At 69.4% G+C, this 21,809-nt stretch carries 17 protein-coding genes and 1 tRNA gene; 15 read left to right on the top strand and 3 right to left on the bottom strand.

Going from position 1 to position 21,809, the window contains the following annotated elements; all coding sequences use genetic code 11:
• Positions 1–2: 2 nt before the first annotated feature.
• The 15 genes from recR to msuE all read left to right on the top strand — a co-directional run bounded on the left by recR (position 3) and on the right by msuE (position 17,968).
• Positions 3–599 (top strand): recombination mediator RecR, encoded by a 597-nt coding sequence (gene recR, locus J2Y42_RS08475; RefSeq protein ID WP_309856881.1) that lies wholly within the window; start codon positions 3–5, stop codon positions 597–599.
• 463 nt (positions 600–1,062) lie between these two features.
• Positions 1,063–2,349, top strand: coding sequence for an aspartate kinase (locus J2Y42_RS08480; RefSeq protein WP_309858078.1), 1,287 nt, complete (start codon positions 1,063–1,065; stop codon positions 2,347–2,349).
• 70 nt (positions 2,350–2,419) lie between these two features.
• Positions 2,420–3,505: an aspartate-semialdehyde dehydrogenase gene (locus tag J2Y42_RS08485; protein ID WP_309856885.1), complete on the top strand. Its 1,086-nt coding sequence runs from the start codon at positions 2,420–2,422 to the stop codon at positions 3,503–3,505.
• 119 nt (positions 3,506–3,624) lie between these two features.
• Complete coding sequence (locus J2Y42_RS08490) at positions 3,625–5,100, top strand: malate:quinone oxidoreductase (protein ID WP_309856888.1); 1,476 nt, start codon at positions 3,625–3,627, stop codon at positions 5,098–5,100.
• Between the two features lie 242 nt (positions 5,101–5,342).
• Complete coding sequence (locus J2Y42_RS08495; RefSeq protein WP_309856891.1) at positions 5,343–6,956, top strand: ABC-F family ATP-binding cassette domain-containing protein; 1,614 nt, start codon at positions 5,343–5,345, stop codon at positions 6,954–6,956.
• Between the two features lie 27 nt (positions 6,957–6,983).
• Positions 6,984–8,168 carry an Rv2578c family radical SAM protein gene (locus tag J2Y42_RS08500; protein ID WP_309856894.1) on the top strand — a complete coding sequence of 395 codons (1,185 nt, stop codon included), beginning with the start codon at positions 6,984–6,986 and terminating at the stop codon, positions 8,166–8,168.
• Between the two features lie 133 nt (positions 8,169–8,301).
• Positions 8,302–9,621, top strand: a complete 1,320-nt coding sequence (locus J2Y42_RS08505; protein ID WP_309856896.1) for an ATP-binding protein — start codon at positions 8,302–8,304, stop codon at positions 9,619–9,621.
• Positions 9,618–10,862 (top strand): hypothetical protein, encoded by a 1,245-nt coding sequence (locus J2Y42_RS08510; protein WP_309856898.1) that lies wholly within the window; start codon positions 9,618–9,620, stop codon positions 10,860–10,862. The genes J2Y42_RS08505 and J2Y42_RS08510 overlap by 4 nt, the downstream gene beginning before the upstream one ends.
• Positions 10,859–11,566, top strand: coding sequence for a response regulator (locus tag J2Y42_RS08515; protein ID WP_309856901.1), 708 nt, complete (start codon positions 10,859–10,861; stop codon positions 11,564–11,566). Before J2Y42_RS08510 ends, J2Y42_RS08515 begins: the two co-directional genes overlap by 4 nt.
• Before the next feature lie 44 nt (positions 11,567–11,610).
• Positions 11,611–12,285, top strand: coding sequence for a thymidine kinase (locus tag J2Y42_RS08520; protein WP_309856903.1), 675 nt, complete (start codon positions 11,611–11,613; stop codon positions 12,283–12,285).
• Positions 12,286–12,331: 46 nt separating this feature from the next.
• A complete protein-coding gene (locus J2Y42_RS08525; protein ID WP_309856905.1) occupies positions 12,332–13,639 on the top strand; it encodes a UDP-glucose/GDP-mannose dehydrogenase family protein in 1,308 nt (435 codons plus the stop codon).
• A 159-nt stretch (positions 13,640–13,798) separates the two neighbouring features.
• A complete protein-coding gene (locus J2Y42_RS08530; protein WP_309856908.1) occupies positions 13,799–15,583 on the top strand; it encodes a DUF4012 domain-containing protein in 1,785 nt (594 codons plus the stop codon).
• A 51-nt stretch (positions 15,584–15,634) separates the two neighbouring features.
• A complete protein-coding gene (locus J2Y42_RS08535; RefSeq protein WP_309856910.1) occupies positions 15,635–16,198 on the top strand; it encodes a hypothetical protein in 564 nt (187 codons plus the stop codon).
• Positions 16,199–16,275: 77 nt separating this feature from the next.
• Complete coding sequence (locus J2Y42_RS08540; RefSeq protein WP_309856911.1) at positions 16,276–17,286, top strand: LLM class flavin-dependent oxidoreductase; 1,011 nt, start codon at positions 16,276–16,278, stop codon at positions 17,284–17,286.
• Between the two features lie 88 nt (positions 17,287–17,374).
• A complete protein-coding gene (gene msuE / locus J2Y42_RS08545) occupies positions 17,375–17,968 on the top strand; it encodes an FMN reductase (protein WP_309856912.1) in 594 nt (197 codons plus the stop codon).
• A gap of 194 nt (positions 17,969–18,162) precedes the next feature.
• Here msuE and J2Y42_RS08550 read toward each other — a convergent pair.
• The 3 genes from J2Y42_RS08550 to J2Y42_RS08560 all read right to left on the bottom strand — a co-directional run bounded on the left by J2Y42_RS08550 (position 18,163) and on the right by J2Y42_RS08560 (position 21,807).
• Positions 18,163–18,236 (bottom strand) — tRNA-Pro (locus J2Y42_RS08550).
• Between the two features lie 68 nt (positions 18,237–18,304).
• Entirely contained in the window at positions 18,305–19,285 is a 981-nt protein-coding gene (locus tag J2Y42_RS08555; RefSeq protein ID WP_309856913.1) for a metallophosphoesterase, read from the bottom strand.
• On the bottom strand, positions 19,285–21,807 hold the full coding sequence (locus J2Y42_RS08560) for a transglycosylase domain-containing protein (RefSeq protein ID WP_309856915.1): 2,523 nt from the start codon (positions 21,805–21,807) through the stop codon (positions 19,285–19,287). Before J2Y42_RS08560 ends, J2Y42_RS08555 begins: the two co-directional genes overlap by 1 nt.
• Positions 21,808–21,809 lie beyond the last annotated feature (2 nt).

A 21,809-nucleotide genomic window follows, 5' to 3' on the forward strand; every position in this document is an offset into this window, starting at 1 on the left:
CGGTGTACGAAGGCATCGTCCAGGAGCTGATCGACGAGCTCGGGCGGCTGCCGGGCATCGGCCCGAAGTCCGCTCAGCGCATCGCGTTCCACATCCTGCAGACCGAGACGTTCGACGTCACCCGCCTCGCGGAGGTGCTGCTCGAGGTGCGCGACAAGGTGCGCTTCTGCGAGATCTGCGGCAACGTGACGGAGGAGCCGACCTGCTCCATCTGCCGCGACCCGCGCCGCACGCCGACCCTCATCTGCGTGGTCGAGGAGGCGAAGGACGTCGTCGCGATCGAACGCACCCGCGAGTTCCGCGGGCTGTACCACGTGCTCGGCGGGGCGATCAGCCCCATCGACGGTGTCGGACCCGACGACCTGCGCATCCGCCAGCTGATGCAGCGGCTGGCTGACGGCACGGTCCAGGAGGTGATCATCGCCACCGATCCGAACCTGGAGGGTGAGGCGACGGCCACCTACCTCAGCCGCCTGCTCACCACGCTCGAGATCCGTGTGACGCGGCTCGCGTCCGGTCTGCCGGTCGGCGGAGACCTCGAGTACGCCGACGAGGTCACCCTGGGCCGCGCGTTCGAGGGCCGCCGCCAGGTCTCCTGACCTCGCCCGGCCTGACCACCTCCGCCCACCTCCGCCCAGCCCCACCTCCGCGGAGTACTCATCTCCGCCCAGCCCCACCTCCGCCCACCTCCGCCCAGCCCCACCTCCGCTGAGCACTCACCTCTGCTCAGCCCCCACTCCCGCGGTGCGGAACGGAGGAGTTCCCACCTCCACGGCGGGGCATCGGCCTCCGTTCTGCGCAGATCCCGTCCATCTCGCGCGCAGACTCCTCCCTTCCGCATCACGTCGTGCCACGCCCGGAACGGAGGAGTCCTCACCCGCCACGCCGTGTGCCGCTCCTCAACGGAGGAAGTCGGCTCTGGAACGCCCCGCGAACTCCTCCGTTCGGCACTCCGCATGCACACCTCCTCCGATGACCGCCCTTGTCCACAGGTGTCGTCACATGAAGGAACGGTCATATCCCGATCGGTAGGATGGGAAGCCCGTGAGTTCAGGAGAGTCTGTGGCCCTCATCGTCCAGAAGTTCGGCGGTTCGTCCGTCGCGACAGCTGAGAGCATCAAGCGCGTCGCGAAGCGCATCGTCGAGACGCGCAAGGCCGGCAACGAGGTCGTCGTCGCCGTCTCTGCCATGGGCGACACGACGGACGAGCTCATCGACCTGGCGCACGAGGTCACCCCGATCCCCGCGCCCCGCGAGCTCGACATGCTGCTCACCGCGGGTGAGCGCATCTCGATGGCGCTGCTCGCGATGGCGATCAAGAGCATGGGATACGACGCCCGATCGTTCACCGGCAGCCAGGCCGGCATGATCACCGATGCGCAGCACGGCTCCGCACGCATCGTCGACGTCACGCCCGGCCGCATCCAGGATGCGCTGACCGAGGGCGCCATCGCGATCGTCGCCGGATTCCAGGGCTTCAGCCGGGAGTCGCGCGACATCACCACCCTCGGCCGCGGCGGGTCCGACACGACGGCCGTCGCCCTCGCCGCCGCCCTCGGCGCGGAGGTCTGCGAGATCTACACCGACGTCGACGGCGTCTTCACCTCAGACCCGCGGCAGGTTCCGCTCGCCCGCAAGATCGGCCGCATCACCAGCGAGGAGATGCTGGAACTCGCGGCCGCCGGCGCAAAGGTGCTGCACATCCGCGCCGTCGAGTACGCACGGCGACACAACGTGACGCTGCACGTGCGCTCGTCGTTCTCCAACAAGGAGGGCACGTATGTCCTCAACGAAGCAGCGGCCGCCGAGGCCGCCAAGAAGGATGGAACCGTGGAAGAGCCCATCATCTCCGGCGTGGCCACCGACCTGAGCGAGGCCAAGATCACCGTCGTCGGCGTGCCCGACGTGCCCGGCAAGGCCGCGCAGATCTTCAAGATCGTCGCGAAGGCGAACGCGAACGTCGACATGATCGTCCAGAACGTGTCCGCTGCGGCCACCAGCCTCACCGACATCTCCTTCACCCTCCCCAAGTCGGAGGGGCAGCGCGTGCTGACCGCCCTCACCGCCGAGCGCGACGAGGTCGGCTACCAGTCCCTCCAGTACGACGACCAGATCGGCAAGCTGGCCCTGGTCGGCGCCGGGATGCGCACCAACTCGGGGGTCTCGGCGAAGCTCTTCGAGGCGCTCTACGACGCGGGCATCAACATCGAGATGATCTCTACCAGCGAGATCCGCATCTCGGTCGTCACCCGCGCCGACACGGTTGCTGAGGCCGCCCGCGTCGTCCACACGGCCTTCGGGCTCGACGGGGATGAGAAGGCCGTCGTCTACGCCGGCACCGGCCGGTAGTACGCGCGGCGAACGGGAATGGCCGCGCGACCGGCGCGGTTGACCACACGAAACGACCCAAGGGGCTGACATGACCGAGTTCACCGATTTCGACAGCAACGGCGTCCGTCTGGCCGTCGTCGGCGCGACCGGCCAGGTGGGCGGCGTGATGCGCCGGCTGCTGGAGGAGCGCGCGTTCCCGGTGAAGAGCATCCGCTTCTTCGCCTCCTCCCGCTCGGCCGGCACGACGCTGCCGTTCAAGGGCCAGGAGATCACGGTCGAGGATGTCGCGACCGCCGACGTCTCCGGCATCGACATCGCCCTGTTCTCGGCGGGTGCCACGGGCTCCAAGGCGCACGCCCCCCGGTTCGCCGAGGCGGGCGCCATCGTGATCGACAACTCGAGCGGCTGGCGCATGGACCCGGACGTCCCGCTCGTCGTCTCGGAGGTCAATCCCGACGCCATCGCCGACGCGCGCAAGGGCATCATCGCGAACCCGAACTGCACGACCATGGCGGCCATGCCGGTTCTGAAGCCGCTGCACGACGAGGCCGGCCTGTCGCGCCTCGTGGTCAGCACCTACCAGGCAGTCTCGGGCTCCGGTCTCGCCGGTGCCGAGGAGCTCGCCGAGCAGGCGCGTGCCGCGATCGCCGACGAGCACCTGCTCGACCTGGTGCACGACGGCTCGGCGGTGACGCTGCCCGAGCCGGTCAAGTACGTCCGTCCGATCGCGTTCGACGTCATCCCGCTGGCCGGCTCCATCGTCGACGACGGGTTCAATGAGACCGACGAGGAGAAGAAGCTGCGCAACGAGTCGCGCAAGATCCTCGACCTGCCGGGTCTCCTCGTGAGCGGCACCTGCGTGCGCGTCCCCGTGTTCACCGGTCACTCGCTCTCCATCAACGCCGAGTTCGAGAAGCCGATCAGCCCCGAGCGCGTCGCCGAACTGCTGGCCGACGCCCCCGGCGTTCAGCTGACGGATGTCCCGACCCCGCTGCAGGCCGCAGGGAGCGACCCCAGCTTCGTCGGCCGCATCCGCGCGGACGAGGGTGCGCCGGAAGGCCGCGGCATCGCGCTGTTCATCAGCAACGACAACCTGCGGAAGGGCGCAGCGCTCAACGCGGTGCAGATCGCCGAGCTGGTGGCCGAGCGCCTGACGAATCCCGTCACCGCCTGATCGACTCGGGCCGTTCGCCGGGTGAGCGCAGTTATCTCGATATCGAGATAACTGCGCGGCCGCGGACCGCGTCTGCTCGCGCGGGCGGTCCGGTCGTCGCCGCATCATAGGATTGACGGGTGAGCAATTCTCCCATCGACGTCGTCCTGATCGGCGGCGGCATCATGAGTGCGACGCTGGGGGCCATGATCCAGCGTGTCCAGCCCGACTGGAGCATCCGCATCTACGAGCGCCTGGGCGAAGTGGCCCAGGAGTCGTCGAACCCGTGGAACAACGCCGGCACCGGCCACGCCGCCCTGTGCGAGCTCAACTACATGCCCGAGGCCTCCGACGGCACCGTCGACCCCGCCAAGGCGATCAGCATCAACGAGCAGTTCCAGCTCAGCCGGCAGTTCTGGGCGAGCCTCGTGGCCGCCGGCGATCTCCCCGAGCCGCACACCTTCATCAACTCCACGCCGCACATGACCTTCGTGCGCGGCCGTGACAACGTGCGCTACCTCCGGAAGCGCTACGAGGCGCTGAAGGACCAGCCGCTGTTCGCGGGGATGGAGTACTCCGAAGACCCCGCGGTCATCGGCGAGTGGACCCCGCTGCTGACCAAGAAGCGCAACGCGAAGCAGCGCATCGCCGCGACCCGGCAGACCTCCGGCACCGACGTCGACTTCGGTGCCCTGACGCGTGCGCTCATCGACAACCTGATCGAGAACGGTGCAGAGCTCGCTCTCAATCACACCGTCCGCAGTATCAAGCGCACCAAGGACGGCCTCTGGCGGCTCAACGTCAAGCACGAGGTCGGCAACACCCCTCACATTGCGACCGCACGGTTCGTCTTCGTCGGCGCGGGCGGCGGTGCGCTGCACCTGCTGCAGAAGTCCGGCATCCCCGAGATCAAGGGCTTCGGCGGGTTCCCGATCTCGGGTCAGTTCCTGCGGACTACGAACCCGAAGCTGGTCGCGCAGCACCAGGCGAAGGTCTACGGCAAGGCCGCCGTCGGCGCCCCGCCGATGTCGGTGCCGCACCTCGACACCCGTGTCGTCGACGGCCAGGCGTCGCTGCTGTTCGGTCCTTACGCCGGATTCAGCCCGAAGTTCCTGAAGACGGGCTCGTGGTTCGACCTTCCCGGCTCCGTCCGCCCCGGCAACATCGGCCCGATGCTGGCCGTCGCCCGCGACAACTTCGACCTCATCAAGTACCTCGTCGGCGAGCTGCTCGCCAACCGCGCGAAGAAGCTGAAGGCGCTGCAGGAGTTCATGCCGACGGCGAAGATGGAGGACTGGGAGCTGATCACCGCGGGCCAGCGCGTACAGGTGATGAAGAAGGATGCCAAGAAGGGCGGGGTCCTCCAGTTCGGCACCGAGGTGGTCGCGGCGGAGGACGGCTCGATCGCCGGCCTCCTCGGAGCCTCGCCGGGCGCATCCACCGCCGTCCCGATCATGGTGGACCTGCTGAAGCACTGCTTCCCCGACCGTTTCGGCGACTGGCTTCCGACGCTGAAGGAGCTCATCCCGACGGTCGGCACGACGCTGAACGACCGCCCGGACGAGGCCAAGCGGGTGCTCGACACGACGGCGGAGACCCTGCAGCTGCAGCAATAGTCCTCTGGACGCGTCTTCTGGACGCATCCTCTGGACAACGGCGTGGACGACCTGTTATGGTCGTCCACGCTATGAAGTGAGAACCTCCTGACGTCCCGCGCCTGAGGCGCCGTCGATGTGAGTGAGGACCCTTCGGTCGCTGCGCTGCCCGGTCAGGCACCTGGGCGCTCCGGCGCCACTCACGACGGAGATCGCCCGGCGGGAAACCGCTCCTCGTGGAGCGCCCGGAAAGGCGGTTCCCCATGCCAACGATCACTCTCACCCCGCTTCGCGCTGAGGGCGTCTCGGTCGCCTACGGCGATCGTCGCGTGCTCACCGACGTCTCCATCACGGTCGGACCCGGCACCCGGCTCGGCCTCATCGGCGAGAACGGCGCGGGCAAATCCACTCTGCTGCGGGTCCTGGCCGGCGCCGAGGCGCCCGACGCGGGCTTGCTCACACGGCCGGAACGGACCGGCTTCCTCTGGCAGGAGGTGCAGTTCGAGCCTGGCGACACCCTCGCGGCGGTGATCGAGCACGCGCTCGCCGACGTTCGTGCGATCGAGCGTGAACTCGAGGAGGCGGCCTCTGCGCTCGGCTCCGGCGATCCGGCCTCAGACGCGCGTTATGACGCCGCCCTCGCGGCGGCCGAGCGCGCCGAGATCTGGACCGTCGATGCCCGCCGCGACGAGCTGCTCGACGGACTCGGTGTCGGCGGCATCCCGCTGTCGCGGACATTGAGCGAGGTGTCCGGCGGTCAGCGCAGCCGGTTCGCGCTCGCCGCTCTGCTCCTCGCCCGCCCGGAGGCCCTTCTGCTCGACGAGCCGACGAATCACCTGGACGACGAGGCGGCGTCCTTCCTGGAGCGACAGCTGCGGGGGTGGGCGGGACCCGTCGTGTTCGCCAGCCACGACCGCGCGTTCCTCGACGCGGCGGCCACCAGCCTGCTCGACCTCGACCCCGCGCGCTCGGGCACCACGGTGTTCGGCGGCGGATACAGCGCGTACCTGGCAGAGAAGGAGGCGGAGCGCGCGCGATGGGAGAAGCAGTACGCAGACGAGCAGCACGAGCTCAAGGAACTCGAGCGCGCCGTTGACGTGACCGCGCGATCCATCGCCTGGTCCGGAAAGGTGCGCGACAACGACAAGTTCGCCAAGGCGTTCAAGGGCAACGCCCTCGACCGGCAGATCAGCCGGCGCATCCGCAACGCGGACGGACGGCTGGAGGAACTGCGCGTCGGTCAGGTGCGCAAGCCGCCGGCTCGCCTGGAGTTCGCGGGCATCCCGTCCGGGTTCCAGGTGCTCGGCGACGGGTCGGGGCTGCTGGTCCAGGCGCGCCAGGTGCGCGTCCCGGGCCGCCTCCAGGTCGACGAGTTCGCCGTCGGGCCGTCCAGCCGCATCCTCGTCACGGGCGCGAACGGGGCGGGCAAATCGACGCTGCTGTCCGTGCTCGCCGGTCGCCTCGAACCAACGAGTGGTGCCGTTCAGCGTCGGCGCGGGCTCCGCGTCGGACTGCTGGAGCAGGATGTGCGGTTCGCCGACCTGGCGCTCTCGCCGCGCCGGATCTACGAGGCGACGGTGGGGGAGCGGAGGGCGGAGGCCGTGCCGCTCACTTCGCTCGGGCTCGTCGCCCCGCGCGACGCCGACCGGCCGGTCGGCGCGCTGTCCATCGGTCAGCAGCGCCGGCTCGCGCTGGCCCTGATCCTCGCCCGCCCGCCGCACGTGTTCCTGCTCGACGAGCCGACCAACCACCTCTCCCTGGCGCTCGCGACGGAACTGGAGGATGCGTTGGGCGCCTACCCGGGCGCGGTCGTGGTCGCGAGCCACGACCGCTGGCTCCGCTCCGGGTGGAAGGGGGAGACGGTGCACCTTGCTTAAGATTCGAACATATGTTCGAATAGAGGCATGCGCTGGAGTGGTCAGGAGTTGTCGGTCGATGAGCCGTCCGCCCTGCCCGGGCTTGCGCGGCTGAACAATCTGGTGCGCTCCGTGCGCACCCCCGACTTCGCCGGCATCACGTTCCACGAGGTGCTGGCGAAGTCGGCGCTCAACCGCATCCCGGGTGGCGGAGGGCCGATGCCGTTCGGGTGGACGATCAATCCGTACCGGGGGTGCTCGCACGCCTGCGTGTATTGCTTCGCGCGGCCGACGCACACCTACCTCGACCTCGACTCCGGCAAAGACTTCGACAACGAGATCATCGTCAAGGTGAACGTGGCCGATGTGCTGCGCAAGGAGCTCGCCAAGCCCAGCTGGGGCCATCATCCGGTCGCACTGGGCACCAACACCGATCCGTACCAGCGGGCGGAGGGCCGGTACGGGTTGATGCCCGGAATCATCGACGCGCTGGCCGACTCGGGCACGCCGTTCAGCATCCTCACGAAGGGGTCACTGCTGCGGCGCGATCTCGACCGGCTGGTCGAGGCGAACAAGCGGGTGCCTGTTGATCTCGCCATGTCGATCGCGGTCTACGACGACGACCTGCAGCAGTCGGTCGAGCCCGGCACTCCGACGACCAAGGCTCGACTCGCGACGGTCACAGCGGTGCGCGAGCACGGCCTCGACTGCGGCGTCTTCCTGATGCCGATCATCCCGTACCTCACCGATACTCGCGCGCACCTCGACGAGGCGCTGCGGCAGGCGAAGGAGGCGGGCGCAACCTCCGTTCTCTATTCGGCGCTTCACCTGAAGCCGGGCGTCAAGGAGTGGTTCTACCTGTGGCTCGGGCGCGAGCATCCCGAGCTGCTCCCGCAGTACCGGCGCATGTACGGGCGTGGAACTTATGCGCCGCAGGAGTATCGCCGATGGCTCGCCGGGCGGATCAAGCCGCTGATCCGAGCGCATGGTCTGGAGCGCGGTCGCGAAGATCCGATGACCGGCGGTGTCCGCTCCAGTGCGCTCGGGATGCTGCGTGACGACGAGGGGGAGCGGCAGCTGGTGGGGTCTGCTGTGCGTGCCACGGGGTCCGCCTCGGCGGGATCCGCGCCGCGCTCTGCCGGATCGGCCGCGTCGCAGGGAGAGGCGCCGGACGCGGCGTCGATCGTGAGTGCATCCCTGACCGGATTGGGGGTTCAGCCGACCCTGTTCTGAGAGTGGTCCTCTCCGAGTCAACTCCACAGCGACATCGTGCGGTCGCGATGTCCGGACGCGCGTCGATCGGGGTACGAGCGGCCGGGGTACACAGAGTCCGCGTCGGATGCCATAATCCGGGAGGGACCGAGGAGTGCTCGGGTCCGGAAGGGACGACGACGTGTCGCTCGGTCTGCCCAGCCATCTGGCACGACCTGCGAACTCGCGCGCCCTCGCCACAGCAGCCCGCTGGGCCGGCCTGATCTGCCTCGCCGCCGCCGTCGTGAACGTCGGCACCGCGAGCCTGGTGGACGGCAACGTGACCTCCTGGGTGACACTGCTCGTGCTGATGCCGATGGTCGCCCTGCTGCTGGCGCTGGCCCGCGGCCGAACGGCGGGTCTCACGATCGCGTACCTCCTCGTCGGCACCGTCTGCACGTACTTCTACGTCGTCGCCCTGTTCACCAGCACGCCGGCATACACCGACACCAATCTCTTCGTGGTCGCTCTGCCGGTGGTCGCGATGACGCTCGTCGGCGGAACGGGCACGGGGGCGCTCGCGGGAATCCTGTGGGCGACTCTCGGCTTCGCCCTCGCCGAGGCGGCCGTGATCCTCGGTGCTGCGACGACCGGGCGTGCGTACATTCCCGACGCCATCTCACTCGGGGCGTACCTCCTCCTGGTCGGCGTGCTCACCTATGACGGACTGACCCGGGGAACACGGTCACGTGCGCAGGCGGCCCTGCATCGCGCGGTGCGCGACGCCCGGCTGGTCGATCTCCGCCGAGAGCTGCTGGCCGCATCCACCGCCGATCTCCACGACACGGTGCTCAGCGAGCTGGTGGCCGTCGCCGGTGCGCAGCCCGGGCCACTGGACGAGCGACTCGCCCGCCGCATCGACGCCGACCTCAGCGGGCTCGCCGCCGTGCCGACAGCGGATGGCCTCGGCGTCGCCGGGGCCGGGGTTCCTGGGGCCGCCGCGGTCGCCGGGGTCGCCGGGGTCGCCGGAGCCCCACGGGTCGCCGGGCTCGCGGGGATACGAGACGCGGATCCTTGGTACGACAGCGAGCTCCACCGCGCCATCGAGGCGGCGCGCGACGAGGGGCTCACGGTCGACATCTCGGGCGACCGCACGGCGTACACGACCCTCGGCGACGACGCCCGTCGCGCCCTCGGTCTGGCCGTCCGGCAGTGCCTCGTCAACGTCGTCCGGCATTCCGGGAGCCCGAGCGCCGAGGTGGCGCTGTCGGCCGGCAGCGGCTCCCTCTCGGTCATGGTGGTGGATGGCGGAAGCGGCTTCCCGACGTCGGCTCCTGCCGCCGATCGGCTGGGTCTCCGGCAGTCCGTCGGCGACCGCATCGCCCGGGTGGGCGGCACGGTCGACATCTACTCCAGCGCCGATGTAGGGACCACCGTCATCCTGACGGTTCCGATCGGCCCGGAAGCCGCCGTCTCCGAGGGGCGCGCCGGATGACCGCCCTGAACCCGCGCACGATCGTCGGAGCGCGCTCCGTGACGCTCGAGCGGACGCCCCAGCGCCTGGACCCGCTCGGAGCCCAATCGGCCTGGCCGCTGGTGCCCCTGCTCGGAGGTGTCGCGCTGGCATACGCGGTGTACTCGACGATCATCCATGCCGACCAACTGCGAAGCGTCTCCCTCGCGATCGTCGCCATCGGCGTCCTCCTCCTCTCCGTCGTGATCGCCACCCTCCGCACCCATCCCGGGCTCGCCCCGTTCGGCCGCTGGTCCCACTTCTCGGTGGTCGCGTTCGCCGTCACCGCCGCAGCGCTGTTCGACTCCTCCGTGTGGGGCCGCAACGAACGCATCCAAGACGACTGGGGTCAGATCGCCGTCGCGCTCCTGCTCATCGCCATGCCGCTGTACCGCCCGATCGGCGAGGTCGCCGGCTCGGCTGTCGTCGCCGCGATCGTCCTCGGCGGGCTGGCCGGAGCCCAGCACTCGCTCGTCATCGCGAACGTCCCCCTGGTGTACGCCACGGTGGCAGCGACGCCCATCCTCGCCCTGGCCGCCGGTGGCGCCGGGTACGCCTGGACGCTGACGGGCGAGACGCTGCGCTGGCGCGAGGTCGCGCGCGAAGGCCAGCTCCGGTTGGAGGGCGAACTCCGCCAGGCAGCCGAGAGGATGATCGCGCAGGAGCGCATGACCGCGCTCAACGCCGAGGCAGTGCCGTTCCTCACGGCGATCGCCCATCGGGGCGCCGTGACCGAAGACGACATCGTGCGCGCACGAGGCATCGCCGAGCGTCTCAGAGGGATGTCCGTGCGCGCCGTCTCGCGCACCTGGCTGGAGGACACCCTCGAACTCGCGCTCGCACCTAGACTAGTGGAGGTGCCCGCCGCATCCATCGACGATGGGACCGGGCCGCGGGTCGACGACCCGGACCGCCTCGAACGGGTGCTGACTGCCGACCAGCGAGCCATCGTCGGCGCCCTCATCGCGACGGTGGCCGCCCGCCCGGGCCTCGAACCCCGGTCCGTCCTCCTCGAAGCGAGCGAACCCGAACGGCCGTCGTTCGCGTTGCATGCGAAGATCGCCGAGCCCCGCGCCGAGCTGCGCCGCGAGCTCCTGCCGTTCGTCAGCTCCCTCAACTCCGTCGCCATGCGCGCCACGATGCGGCTGCGCGGTGACGGCGTCACGATCCGATTCGCCTACCCCGAAGGCGGATTCCCCGACAGCGAAGGCAGAAGACGATGAGACTATTGCGTCCGGACGAACCGGGAGCGACGGCGACCTCGGCCGCCGGACGGTCGGCGGAGCCGCCGATCCGTCTGGCGATCCTCGACGACCACGAGATCCTCCTCGACAGCCTGGCGTCGTGGATCGAGAAGAACGCACCCGAGTTCGACTTGGTCGTGAGGGCCGGCAGCTGGCTGGAGCTGGTGCACAGCGACGCGTTCCCGACCGACCTCGTCATCATGGACCTGCAGCTGAAGGAATCGGTCTCCATCGGAGCCCGCGTCCGCACCTGCCGCGCGGCCGGCGCGAAGGTCGTCGTCCTCAGCGCCGTGGACACCCCGGAGGACCGGGATGCGGCGCTCGCCGCCGGTGCCGTCGCGTACGTCACCAAGTCGCAGCCGATGACGGAGCTCGTCGCCGCAGCCCTGTCGGCATCGGGTCGCGGAGTCGGCAGGGCCGCCGCCGCACCGACCGCATGGCGGCCGAAGCCGCTCATCCCCGATTCCGCCCGCCCGCGGTTGAGCGACGGAGAGCGGCAGGCGCTCATCCTCTACGCCGATGGGCGGACCACGTCCGAGGTGGCGCGCGCCATGAACGTGCAGTACGAGACGGCCAAGACGTACCTGCGGCGGGTGCGCGAGAAGTACGGGAAGGCCGGTCGTCCGACGAGTTCCCGCGCGGACCTGATCCGCCGGGCTGCGGAGGACGGGTACCTCACCTGACGCGCCGTCGGGCTTCCGGCATCCCCGCCACATAGGATCGGTGCGTGGCAAAACTGTATTTCCGCTACGGAGCGATGAACAGCGGCAAGAGCACGGCCATGCTTCAGGCCGCCTACAACTACGAGGAGCGCGGCCACCGCGTCCTGCTCACGAAGCCGTCGATCGACACGAAGGGCGACCTGGGCATCCTGTCCCGACTGGGCGTCACTCGCGAGGTCGACTTCCTCATCGCGCCCGAGACCGATGCTTATGGAGCCTTCCAGCGGCACCGCGAACGCACCATCAAGCGCTTCGACACCGACATCAGCGCCCTTCTGGTGGATGAGGCCCAGTTCCTCACCGAGGCGCAGGTCGACGATCTGCTGCGCATCGCGCTGCTCGACAACGTCCCGGTGCTCGCCTACGGCATCCGTACCGACTTCCAGACGGTCGCATTCCCCGGCAGCCGTCGGCTGCTGGAGGTCGCGCACAGCCTGGAGGAGCTGAAGACGATCTGCCGCTGCGGCCGCAAGGCGATCTTCAACGCGCGCAAGATCGACGGGGTGTTCGTCTTCGACGGCGACCAGGTCGCGATCGACGGTGCGTCGGTCTCGTACGAGTCTCTCTGCGGAAACTGCTACCTTCAGGAAAGTCGAGGAGTGCTCAACAATGGCCGCCGGCATTGGCCGGTCGAGGCGGCTCCCGCCTACGTCGACGAGCCTGACCCCGACTTCACCTGATCCTCACCACGCCCGAAGGCGACTTCACCCGAAGGAACTGCACACCATGAGAATCTCCGTGATCGGCTGCGGCTACCTCGGAGCGGTCCACGCCGCGTCGATGGCCCACCTGGGGCACGACGTCGTCGGCATCGACGTCGACGAGGCCAAAATCGCCCTCCTCTCCGCCGGTCGTCCGCCGTTCTTCGAGCCTGGCTTGCCGGAGGTGCTCGAGTCGGCGGCTCCGTCGGGGCGTCTGCGCTTCACCACGGACTTCTCGGCCGTGTCCGAGGCCGACGTCCACTTCGTCGCCGTCGGCACACCGCAGGTCGCGGACGGGGATGCGGCGGACATGCGCTTCGTCGACGCCGCGTTCGCCTCCCTCCTGGAGCACGTGAAGCCCGGCGACCTCATCGTCGGCAAGAGCACCGTCCCGGTCGGGACCGCCGCGCGTCTGGCGGAGCTGGTCGCACAGGCGCAGCCGGAGGTCACCCTCGCCTGGAATCCCGAGTTCCTCCGTGAGGGATTCGCGGTCAGCGACACCGTGAGCCCGGACCGGCTCGTGTACGGCGTGCCCGAGGGCGAGGCGGGGGAGCGGGCCGCCCGGCTGCTCGACGAGGTCTACGCTTCCGCGGTCGCCGCCGGGACTCCGGTCATCGTGACCGACTACGCCACCTCCGAACTCGTGAAGGTCTCGGCCAACGCCTTCCTCGCCACGAAGATCTCCTTCATCAACGCGATGGCCGAGATCGCCGAGGTGACCGGCGCGGATGTGACCAAGCTCGCCGATGCGATCGGCCACGACGCACGCATCGGCCGCCGCTTCCTCAACGCGGGAGTCGGATTCGGCGGCGGCTGCCTCCCCAAGGACATCCGCGCGTTCAGCGCCAGGGCCCGCGAGCTCGGCAAGGGCGACGCCGTCCGCTTCCTCGACGAGGTGGACCAGATCAACCTGCGCCGCCGGACGCGCGTCGTCGAGCTGGTGCGCGAGGAGGCCGGTGGCCTGGCCGGCGTGCGTGTCGGCGTGCTGGGACTCGCGTTCAAGCCGCACTCGGACGACATCCGCGACTCCCCGGCGCTGGACATCGCCATGCGACTCGCCGACGCGGGGGCCATCGTCACCGCGACAGATCCTCAGGCCGTCGACAACGCGCGACGTCGTGCGCCACAGCTGCGGTTCGCGGAGACGGCCGAGGAGGCCGTCCGGGATGCGGACGTCGTCGTCCTGATCACGGAATGGCCGGAGTTCACCGGCCTCGATCCGGCGGCGGTCGGCGAACTCGTGGCACATCGCACGGTGATCGATGGACGCAATGCGCTCGACCCGGCGGCATGGCGCGGCGCCGGGTGGACGTACCGCGGTTTGGGCCGCTGACAGCCTCTGCGTAACTCGCCCCATTTGGGGGCCGCCAAAAAAGTGAGGATTTGTTAGATTTGTCGCATGGCGACAGGTCTCACGGAGCCGGACGCGCCGCCGCGTCCTGCGGTTGGGCCGTCGGTCGCGCCGCGAAGACGTCGAAGGCTCCGACATCCCGTGCTCGTCGGCATCCTCGTGGGGCTGGGCGCCATCCTGCTTTTCACCATCGTGTGGATTGGTGTCCGGGGCTTCCTGGCCCAGCGCGCCCTCACGGACGCGATCCCGGCGGCCGAGCAGGTGAAGTCCGCGATCGCGACGGGAGACCTCCCCGCCGCGGGTCGCGCCGCCGACTCGTTGAGCCGGAAGACGCACGAGGCCGCGGCGCTCACCTCTGACCCGGTCTGGGTCACCGTCGAAGCCGTCCCGTGGCTCGGGCCGAACCTCGCGGCGGTCCGCACGGCCGCAGCCGCCTCCGACGATGTGGCCTCGCGCGTCGTGCGTCCGTTGGTCGCCGCGGGCACCGGTGTGGACCTCCGGGCGCTGGCCATCACGGACGGCCAGATCGACCTCGCGCCCATCACGGCAGCGCAACCTGCTGTCGCGAAGGCGCGGACCGCGTTCATCGCCGCCCGCGCGAGCGTCGCGACGATCGAGACGGGCGCTCTCGTGAGTCCCGTCGCGTCGGGTGTGGATCGCCTGCACGATGTGCTCGACAAGGCGGCCCCCGAGATGGACGCTCTGGGCAACGCCGTTCGCCTTCTTCCCTCGATGCTCGGCGCCGACGGCCCGCGCGACTACCTCCTGGCCGCACAGAACCCGGCAGAGCTCCGCGCGACGGGCGGCCTGATCGGCGCCGTCGCCCTCGTGCACGCCGACAACGGCGCCGTGACGCTGCAACGCCAGGAGGCGGGCACCTCCATCGGTCCGTGGAAGACGCCGGTCGCCGACGTCCCGCTCAACACCGAGGGCCTCTACGGGCCACTCGTCGGGCGATACCTGCAGGACGCCAACCTCACTCCGGACTTCCCGCTCGCCGCAGCGACCGCCTCGCGGATGTGGACCACGACGTACGGCGGCACCGTCGACGGCGTTGTCGCGGTCGACCCGGTCGTGCTCAGCGGCCTTCTCAAGGCGACGGGCCCCGTGACCTTGCAGACCGGTGATCGCCTCACCTCCGCCAATGCCGTGAAGCTGCTCCTGAGCGACGTCTATCAGCGCTACGAGGATCCGGCGCAGCAGGATGCCTTCTTCGCGTCCGCCGCGAGTGCCGTGTTCGACCGGATGTCGTCCGGCGACGTGGATGCGAAGAAGCTGCTGACGGCGCTGGCGGACGCCGGCGAGTCGCGGCGCGTGCTGATCTGGACGACGCACTCCGAGGACCAGAAGGTGCTCGCGGGCACCACGCTCGCCGGCGGCCTTCCCGCATCCGACCTGTCGACAGCAGGTATCGGCGTGTATTTCAACGACGCGACCGGCGCCAAGATGGACTACTACCTCCGCACCTCGGTCGCCGCCGGATCCGCCGTCTGCCGCGCCGACGGCAAGCCGTCCACCGTCGTCACCGTGACGCTGACCAACAGGGCGCCTGCGGACGCCGGGACCTCTCTTCCGCGCTACGTGACCGGTGGCGGGACCTACGGCGTGACACCGGGCAACATCCGCACGCGGGTCGCCGTCTACGGACCGACGGGCGGTCTCCTCGCCGCGACGCTGAGCGGGGGAGAGAACTACACCACCGTCGCCGGCGTCGATCGCTCCCGGCCGGTCAGCCTCTACACGGTGGAGCTGGCTCCGGGCGAGTCGAAGACCGTCACCGTGCAGTTCCTGAACGACCAGCAGACGTCGTCGGACCTCAGCGTCGTGACCACGCCGACGCTTCCGGGAGACGGCACGACCCCCGATGTGGGGGCACGCAACGCCGTCGCGCCCATTGTCGTCCAGTGCTCGTCCGTCGTAAAGTGAGAATTACTCATTAACCGGACCGCGAGCCGGGCCCCAACAGAAAGGCGGCCGATGTTCAAGAAGATTCTGGCGGCTATCGCCGTGACCGCGGGGCTGCTGCTTGCGGCTCCGGCCGCGGCGAACGCCGTCAACTACACCGACGGCGCGCAGTGCAAGTTCGATGTCAGCGTCGCAGAGGCGGGCGGCACGGCCACCCTCATCTGCATCCCGGGCACGTGGTCGCCCGGTGAGGCGATCAACTGGACCGTGACAGGGCAGGACGGCGCCGGCTTCAAGCTCGCCTCGCTCCGCACCGCCGACAGCAGCCTCTCGTTCGTGAAGCACGCGAACGCGGACGGCAGCGACGTCCTCACCGTGACGCTCCCCGCGAGCGCCTCGGGCACCTACAGCGTCGTCGGACACGGACAGAGCAGCGGCCACGAGTGCCCCGCCTCCCTGACCGTCCTGCCGGCCGACCAGGCGAGCACCGTCCTCGACCCGGGCAGCAGCGACGGACTGGCCCACACCGGCTCCGTCGTCGCCACCTGGGCGGCGTGGATGGGCGGCTCGCTCGTCGTCCTCGGTCTGATCGCCCTGGCGATCGTTGGCTGGGTGCGCAAGCTCAAGGCGTCCTGACGATCCATCCCCGGTGATTCCCGGTCGGCCTCGAGCCGACCGGGAATCGCTGTGTCCGGGGCTGCGTTGCACCTGGGGTGAGCAGCATCCCCATCAACGTCCTCGACCTCGCCAGCCGCCCCGCCGGGGGCACCAACGCCGATGCCGTCGCCGGCACCATCCAGCTCGCGCAAGCGGCCGAACGGCTCGGCTACGAGAGGTTCTGGGTCGCCGAGCACCACGGCATGCCCGCCATCGCGTCGAGCGCCCCGGCCGTCCTCATCGCTGGAGTCGCTGCGGCGACGGAGCGCATCCGCGTCGGCAGCGGAGGAGTGATGCTGCCCAACCACGCGCCGCTGGTGGTGGCCGAGCAGTTCGGCACCCTGCGCGCCCTGTACGGCGACCGCATTGACCTCGGCATCGGCCGCGCCCCGGGCACCGACGGCGCCACCGCGATGGCTCTGCGTCGGAGCCCGGAGGGACTCGGCGTCGAAGACTTCCCGCAGCAGCTCCTCGACCTTTTCGGCTTCTTCTACGGCGGCATGAGCGACGCCAACCCCCTGCACGGCATCACCGCCATCCCGGGCCTCGGCGACGCACCGCAGATCTGGCTGCTGGGCTCGAGCGGCTACAGCGCCCAGGTGGCCGCCGCCCTCGGCATCCCGTTCGCGTTCGCCCACCACTTCGCCGGCGAGAACACCGAGGCCGCGCTGAACCTGTACCGCTCGCGATTTGAGCCGAGCGACACGCTGGCCGAGCCGCACACGATGATCGCGGTGAACGTCATCGCGGACGAGGACCCGCAGACCGTGCGCGCGCTGTCGCTTCCCGGTCAGCTGTCCTTCCTGCGGATGCGTCAGGGACTGAAGCCCGAGCCGGTCAGCGTGGAGGAGGCGCTCGCCCACGAGTTCACCCCGCTGGAGGAGGAGTTCATCGCCGCCCGCAACGCCCGTCAGGCGATCGGAACGCCCGACGAGGTGAAGGCGCGGCTGGAGGCCCTGCTGGCGTCCACCCAGGTGGACGAGCTGATGATCTCGTCCGGCGCCGCAACGCTCGAGGGGCGCATTCGCTCGCTGGAGATCGTCCGGGAGCTGTACCCCGCAGCATGACGGACCGTGACGCCGCCCCGAGCGATGCGGGGCGGCTCCGGGTACCGTTGGGCGAAATCCCGGTCCCCAGCCAGAAGGCGGTTCCCACATGTCGCATCCACTCAACGTGGTCGGAGTGAGCGGAAGCCCGACCCACCCGTCGCGCACCACCGTGCTCGTGGACGAGGTCACGCGCGCCTATGCCGAGGCGTCCGGGGGCATCGCCCGCACCATCCGGCTTGCGCCCCTTCTTCCGGAGCTCGGCGCCGGTCCCTTCCGGAACAGTCTCAGCCCGACGGTCACGGAGGCCCTCGAAGCCGTCGAGAACGCCGACATCCTCGTGGTCGGGTCGCCCGCCTACCGCGCCACGTACACGGGCCTGTTCAAGCTCTTCTTCGACCATGTCGGCCAGTACGCCCTGGTCGACAAGCCGGTCGTCCTGACGGCGACGGGAGGCAGCGACCGGCACGCGCTGCTGGTCGAGCACCAGATGCGTCCGCTGTTCGGGTTCTTCCAGTCGCTGACGCTGCCCCTGGGCATCTACGCGGCGGAGAGCGACTTCGAGGACTACGCGATCCGATCTCAGGACCTGCGGGATCGCATCGACACGGCCGTGGCGCGGACGTTGCCTCTGGTGCGTTCGCGGATCGACCCGGAACTGCGGGTGGCCGAGGTGGAGTTCGCCCGGCCGGACGCGTTCTGAGTTCGTCGGCAGCTTCTCCACGGGCGTTGCGCGGTGCGCCCCACCCGCTACCCCGGACGCCGGTCCTCGCTGGCGCTCGGAGCGGCGCCCGGGGCCCCTCGCGGGCGGGGACCCCGGTAGACACCAGCGAGTAATGAAAAAGTGAAGGCCCCCGGCTCGCATCGCGAGCCGGGGGCCTTCACTTTTTCATTACGTCGGGGTGACAGGATTTGAACCTGCGGCCTCTTCGTCCCGAACGAAGCGCGCTACCAAGCTGCGCCACACCCCGAAGGCCTCATCCAGGATACACGAGCGGGGGAGTGGTCATGACCACAGCACCCTCCTCGGCGCCTCGCTTCACGGTGCTGGAGTCAGCGTGACCAGGGACGCCTCCGGCCGGCAGGCGAAGCGCACCGGCGCGAAGATCGACGTGCCGAGGCCCGCCGACACGTTCAGATAGGCGGAGCGGAACGCGTGGCGCCACACGCTCAATCCCTTCACCTGCGCGCGCGGGATGTCGCAGTTCGTGACCAGCGCGCCGAAGCCCGGCACGCAGACCTGGCCGCCGTGCGTGTGGCCCGCGAAGATCATCGACGCACCGTAGGTGACGAAGGCGTCGAGGATGCGGCGATACGGGGAGTGCGTGACCCCGATGGTGACCGCCTGCCGCTGCTCGCTCGGGCCTTCATCCGGCCACGCGTTGTCGTCGGAGAACGGGTCGTCCTCGCGCAGCTCGTCAAGCGCGCCGGGGATGGCCTCGACGCGGTCGAAGCGGATGTGCGGGTCGTCGACGCCGAAGAACTCGAGATGGGCCCCACCGATCTCCAGGCCGGCTGCGCGGTTGTCGAGGTCTGTCCAGCCGAGGTCGCGGAAGTAGGCCGTCAGGGCGGCGGTGTCGAGCCGTGGCGCGGTCGACGGGCGCTTCTTGGACGGGCCGAGGAAGTACTTCAGCGGGTTCTTCGCCTGCGGTCCGAAGTAGTCGTTGGATCCGTGTACGAAGACGCCCGGGATGCCGCGGAAGCCGTCGTATGCGGCGCGGACGCCCTCGAGACCCCGGGCATGGCCGAGCACGTCCCCGGTCTCGACGATCAGGTCCGGCTTCAGCCGGGCGAGGGAACGGATCCACTCCTGCTTGTCCCGCTGCCAGGGCGCCATGTGCAGGTCGGAGAGGTGGAGGACGCGGATCGGCCGCGCTCCGGCCGGGAGCACCGGCGCGCTCACCTCGCGCAGGGTGTACGCGCGACGCTCGACCAGAGAACCGTAGGCGAACGCGGCAGCGCCCGCCCCGGCGAGGAACGCCAGGGCGGACGCCGCCGGTCGAAGGACTCCGCGCGCCACTATCCGCCCGTACCCGGTGTCGGCTGTACGGCCGGCGCGGCCAACGTCAGGGTGACCTGGGTTCCCGGCTTGGCCGGGGCATTGCCCGCCGGATCCTGTGCCTGCACGACAGCGGTGGGACTGTTGCCGCCGGCGGTCTTCACCTTGAATCCGGCAGCGGTCAGCGTTGCGAGCGCGTCACCGTACTTCTGGCCCACCACGTTCGGCACGGCCACGAGGGAGCCGTTGCTGGTGAACAGGGTGATGGCGGTTCCCTTGGTGACCTGGGTTCCCGGGGCGGGGTCGGTTGCCGAGATCGTTCCGGCGGGGGCGACCGAGTCCTGCGGGCCGCCGTCGGCCGAGTCGAGTCCGAGTCCGGTCAGGATCGACTTCGCCTCGTCGGGCGTCTTACCGGTCAGATCCGGAACAGCGACCTGGACGCCGCGCGTCAGCTTGTCGGGAGCGGCCGGGAAGTCGTCGCCGCCGTACTTGCCGACAGCGGCCGTCATCATGATGCGCATGACGTCCGTACGAGCCGATGCGGGCGACTTGCCGTGGGTCGGGTACACCTTGCGGAAGTCGACGTGGTTGTTGATGTTGCCGACCCAGTACGCGCCGGCGACCTTCGTCGTGGCCGCGACGAGCCACAGCTGGTCGTTGTACTCCGTCGTTCCCGTCTTGCCGAGCATGTCCTTGCCGGTGCGGTTCATCCCTGCCGCGGTGCCGTTCTGGATCGGACCCTGGAGCGCCTTCGCCATCGTGTTCGCGACCGCCGGATCGACGGACTGCGTGCAGGCGCTCTGCGGCACCTTCACGTCCTTGCCGTTCGCATCGAGGATCTTGTCGATGGCGATCGGCGAGCAGGTCATCCCGTTGTTGGCGATGCCGGCGAAGGCGGTGGCCATGGTCAGCGGGGCGATGTAGTTGGTGCCCAGCACCGAAGCGGGGTTGGTGTCCAGCGGCTCGCCCTTGGCGGTGTGGACTCCGAACGCCTCGGCGTCCTTCTTGATCTCGCACAGGTCCACCTGGGAGGCCATCGAGATGAAGGCCGTGTTGATGGACAGCGTCGTCGCGCTCTGAGCGTTGCGGATGCCCGTCTCTCCCGGCGAGTCGTTCTGCGGGGTGTAGGTGCCGCTCCAGTTGCCGGCGCACGAGTCCTTGAACGACTTGTAGGTCCGGATGTTGGCGTTGACGGGTTCGCTCAGGGAGTGGCCCTGCTTGAGCCACTCGGCGAGGGTGAAGACCTTGTAGGTGGAGCCGACCTGGAAGCCGCCCGAGCCGCCGTACTTCTGGTCGGTGGCCAGGTTCACGGACGAGAAGTCGGTACTCGTGTTGAGCACCTCCGGGTCCTGGCTGTACTTCTTGTTCTGCGCCATGTAGAGCACCCGCCCGGTGCCCGGCTGCACACCTACCAGCACGCCGCCGATGTCGGCCTTCGGGTAGGAGGCCGGCACGTACGAGTTGATGGTCTCCTCGGCGACCTGCTGCAGCTGGAGGTCGAGGCTGGTGTAGATCTTGTAGCCGCCGCGGTTGAAGTTGGAGGCGCGGGTGTCCTCGTCGGCGCCGAAGGTGGGGTCGTTGAGGATGATTTTCTGGACGTAGTCGCAGAAGTACGCCGACCCGCCCGCGGTCTGGCAGCCGCGCTCGGAGGGGGTGATCGCCGGCTGGATCGGGGTCTTGACCGCCTCCTCGTACTGCGCCTTCGTCAGGCGCTTGTACTGGTACATCTTCTGGAGGATGTAGTCGCGGCGGTCCTTGTTCTTCGCGTACCCGTTCGCGGCGCCGTTGGTCTCCGAACCCGGGTTGTCGATCTTGAGGCTGGTCGGCTCATTGACGATCGCGATCAGGCTGGCCGCCTGCGCGGGCGTGAGCGCTGCCGCGGTCGTGTTGTAGTAGTAGTGCGCGGCGGCCTCGATGCCGTACACGGTGCCGCCGAAACCGGCGATATTGAGGTACCCGACCAGGATCTGGTCCTTCGTGTACTTCTTCTCGATCCCGATCGCATACTTCATCTCCTTGACCTTGCGGTCGGGGGAGACGCCCGTGGAGTCGTCCACGCACTGCTGGTACTTGGTCTTCTGCTCCTTGGTCTTCACCGGGAGCGCCTCGCACTTCTGCAGCAGCACGTTCTTCACGTACTGCTGGGTGATCGAGGAACCACCCTGCACACCGCCACCGGCGACGGTGGAGAGCACACCGCGCACCGTGCCCTGGATGTCGACACCGCCGTGCGTGTAGAAGCGAGGGTCCTCACCCGCGATCGCGGCATCCTTCGCCGCCTGCGAGATCTGGTCGAAAGCGACCGGCAGGCGGTTCTGGGAGTAGAACGTGGCGAGCGGGACGTCCTGGTCGCCGTTCTTGGCATAGATGGTGGTCGGCTGGGCCAGCTGGTCGACGTTCAGGTACTCCGGGAGTCCCTCGAACACGCCGATGCTGTTGTTGGCCGCCATCCCCGTCACAGCGATCGCGGGCGTGACAGCGGCGGTGACCAGAAGACCGGCCACAACACTCATGCCGATGAATGCACCGGCGGCGCCGAGCACAC

The sequence above is a fragment of the Leifsonia sp. 1010 genome, from assembly GCF_031455295.1.
In the GTDB taxonomy this organism is placed as follows: Bacteria; Actinomycetota; Actinomycetes; order Actinomycetales; family Microbacteriaceae; genus Leifsonia.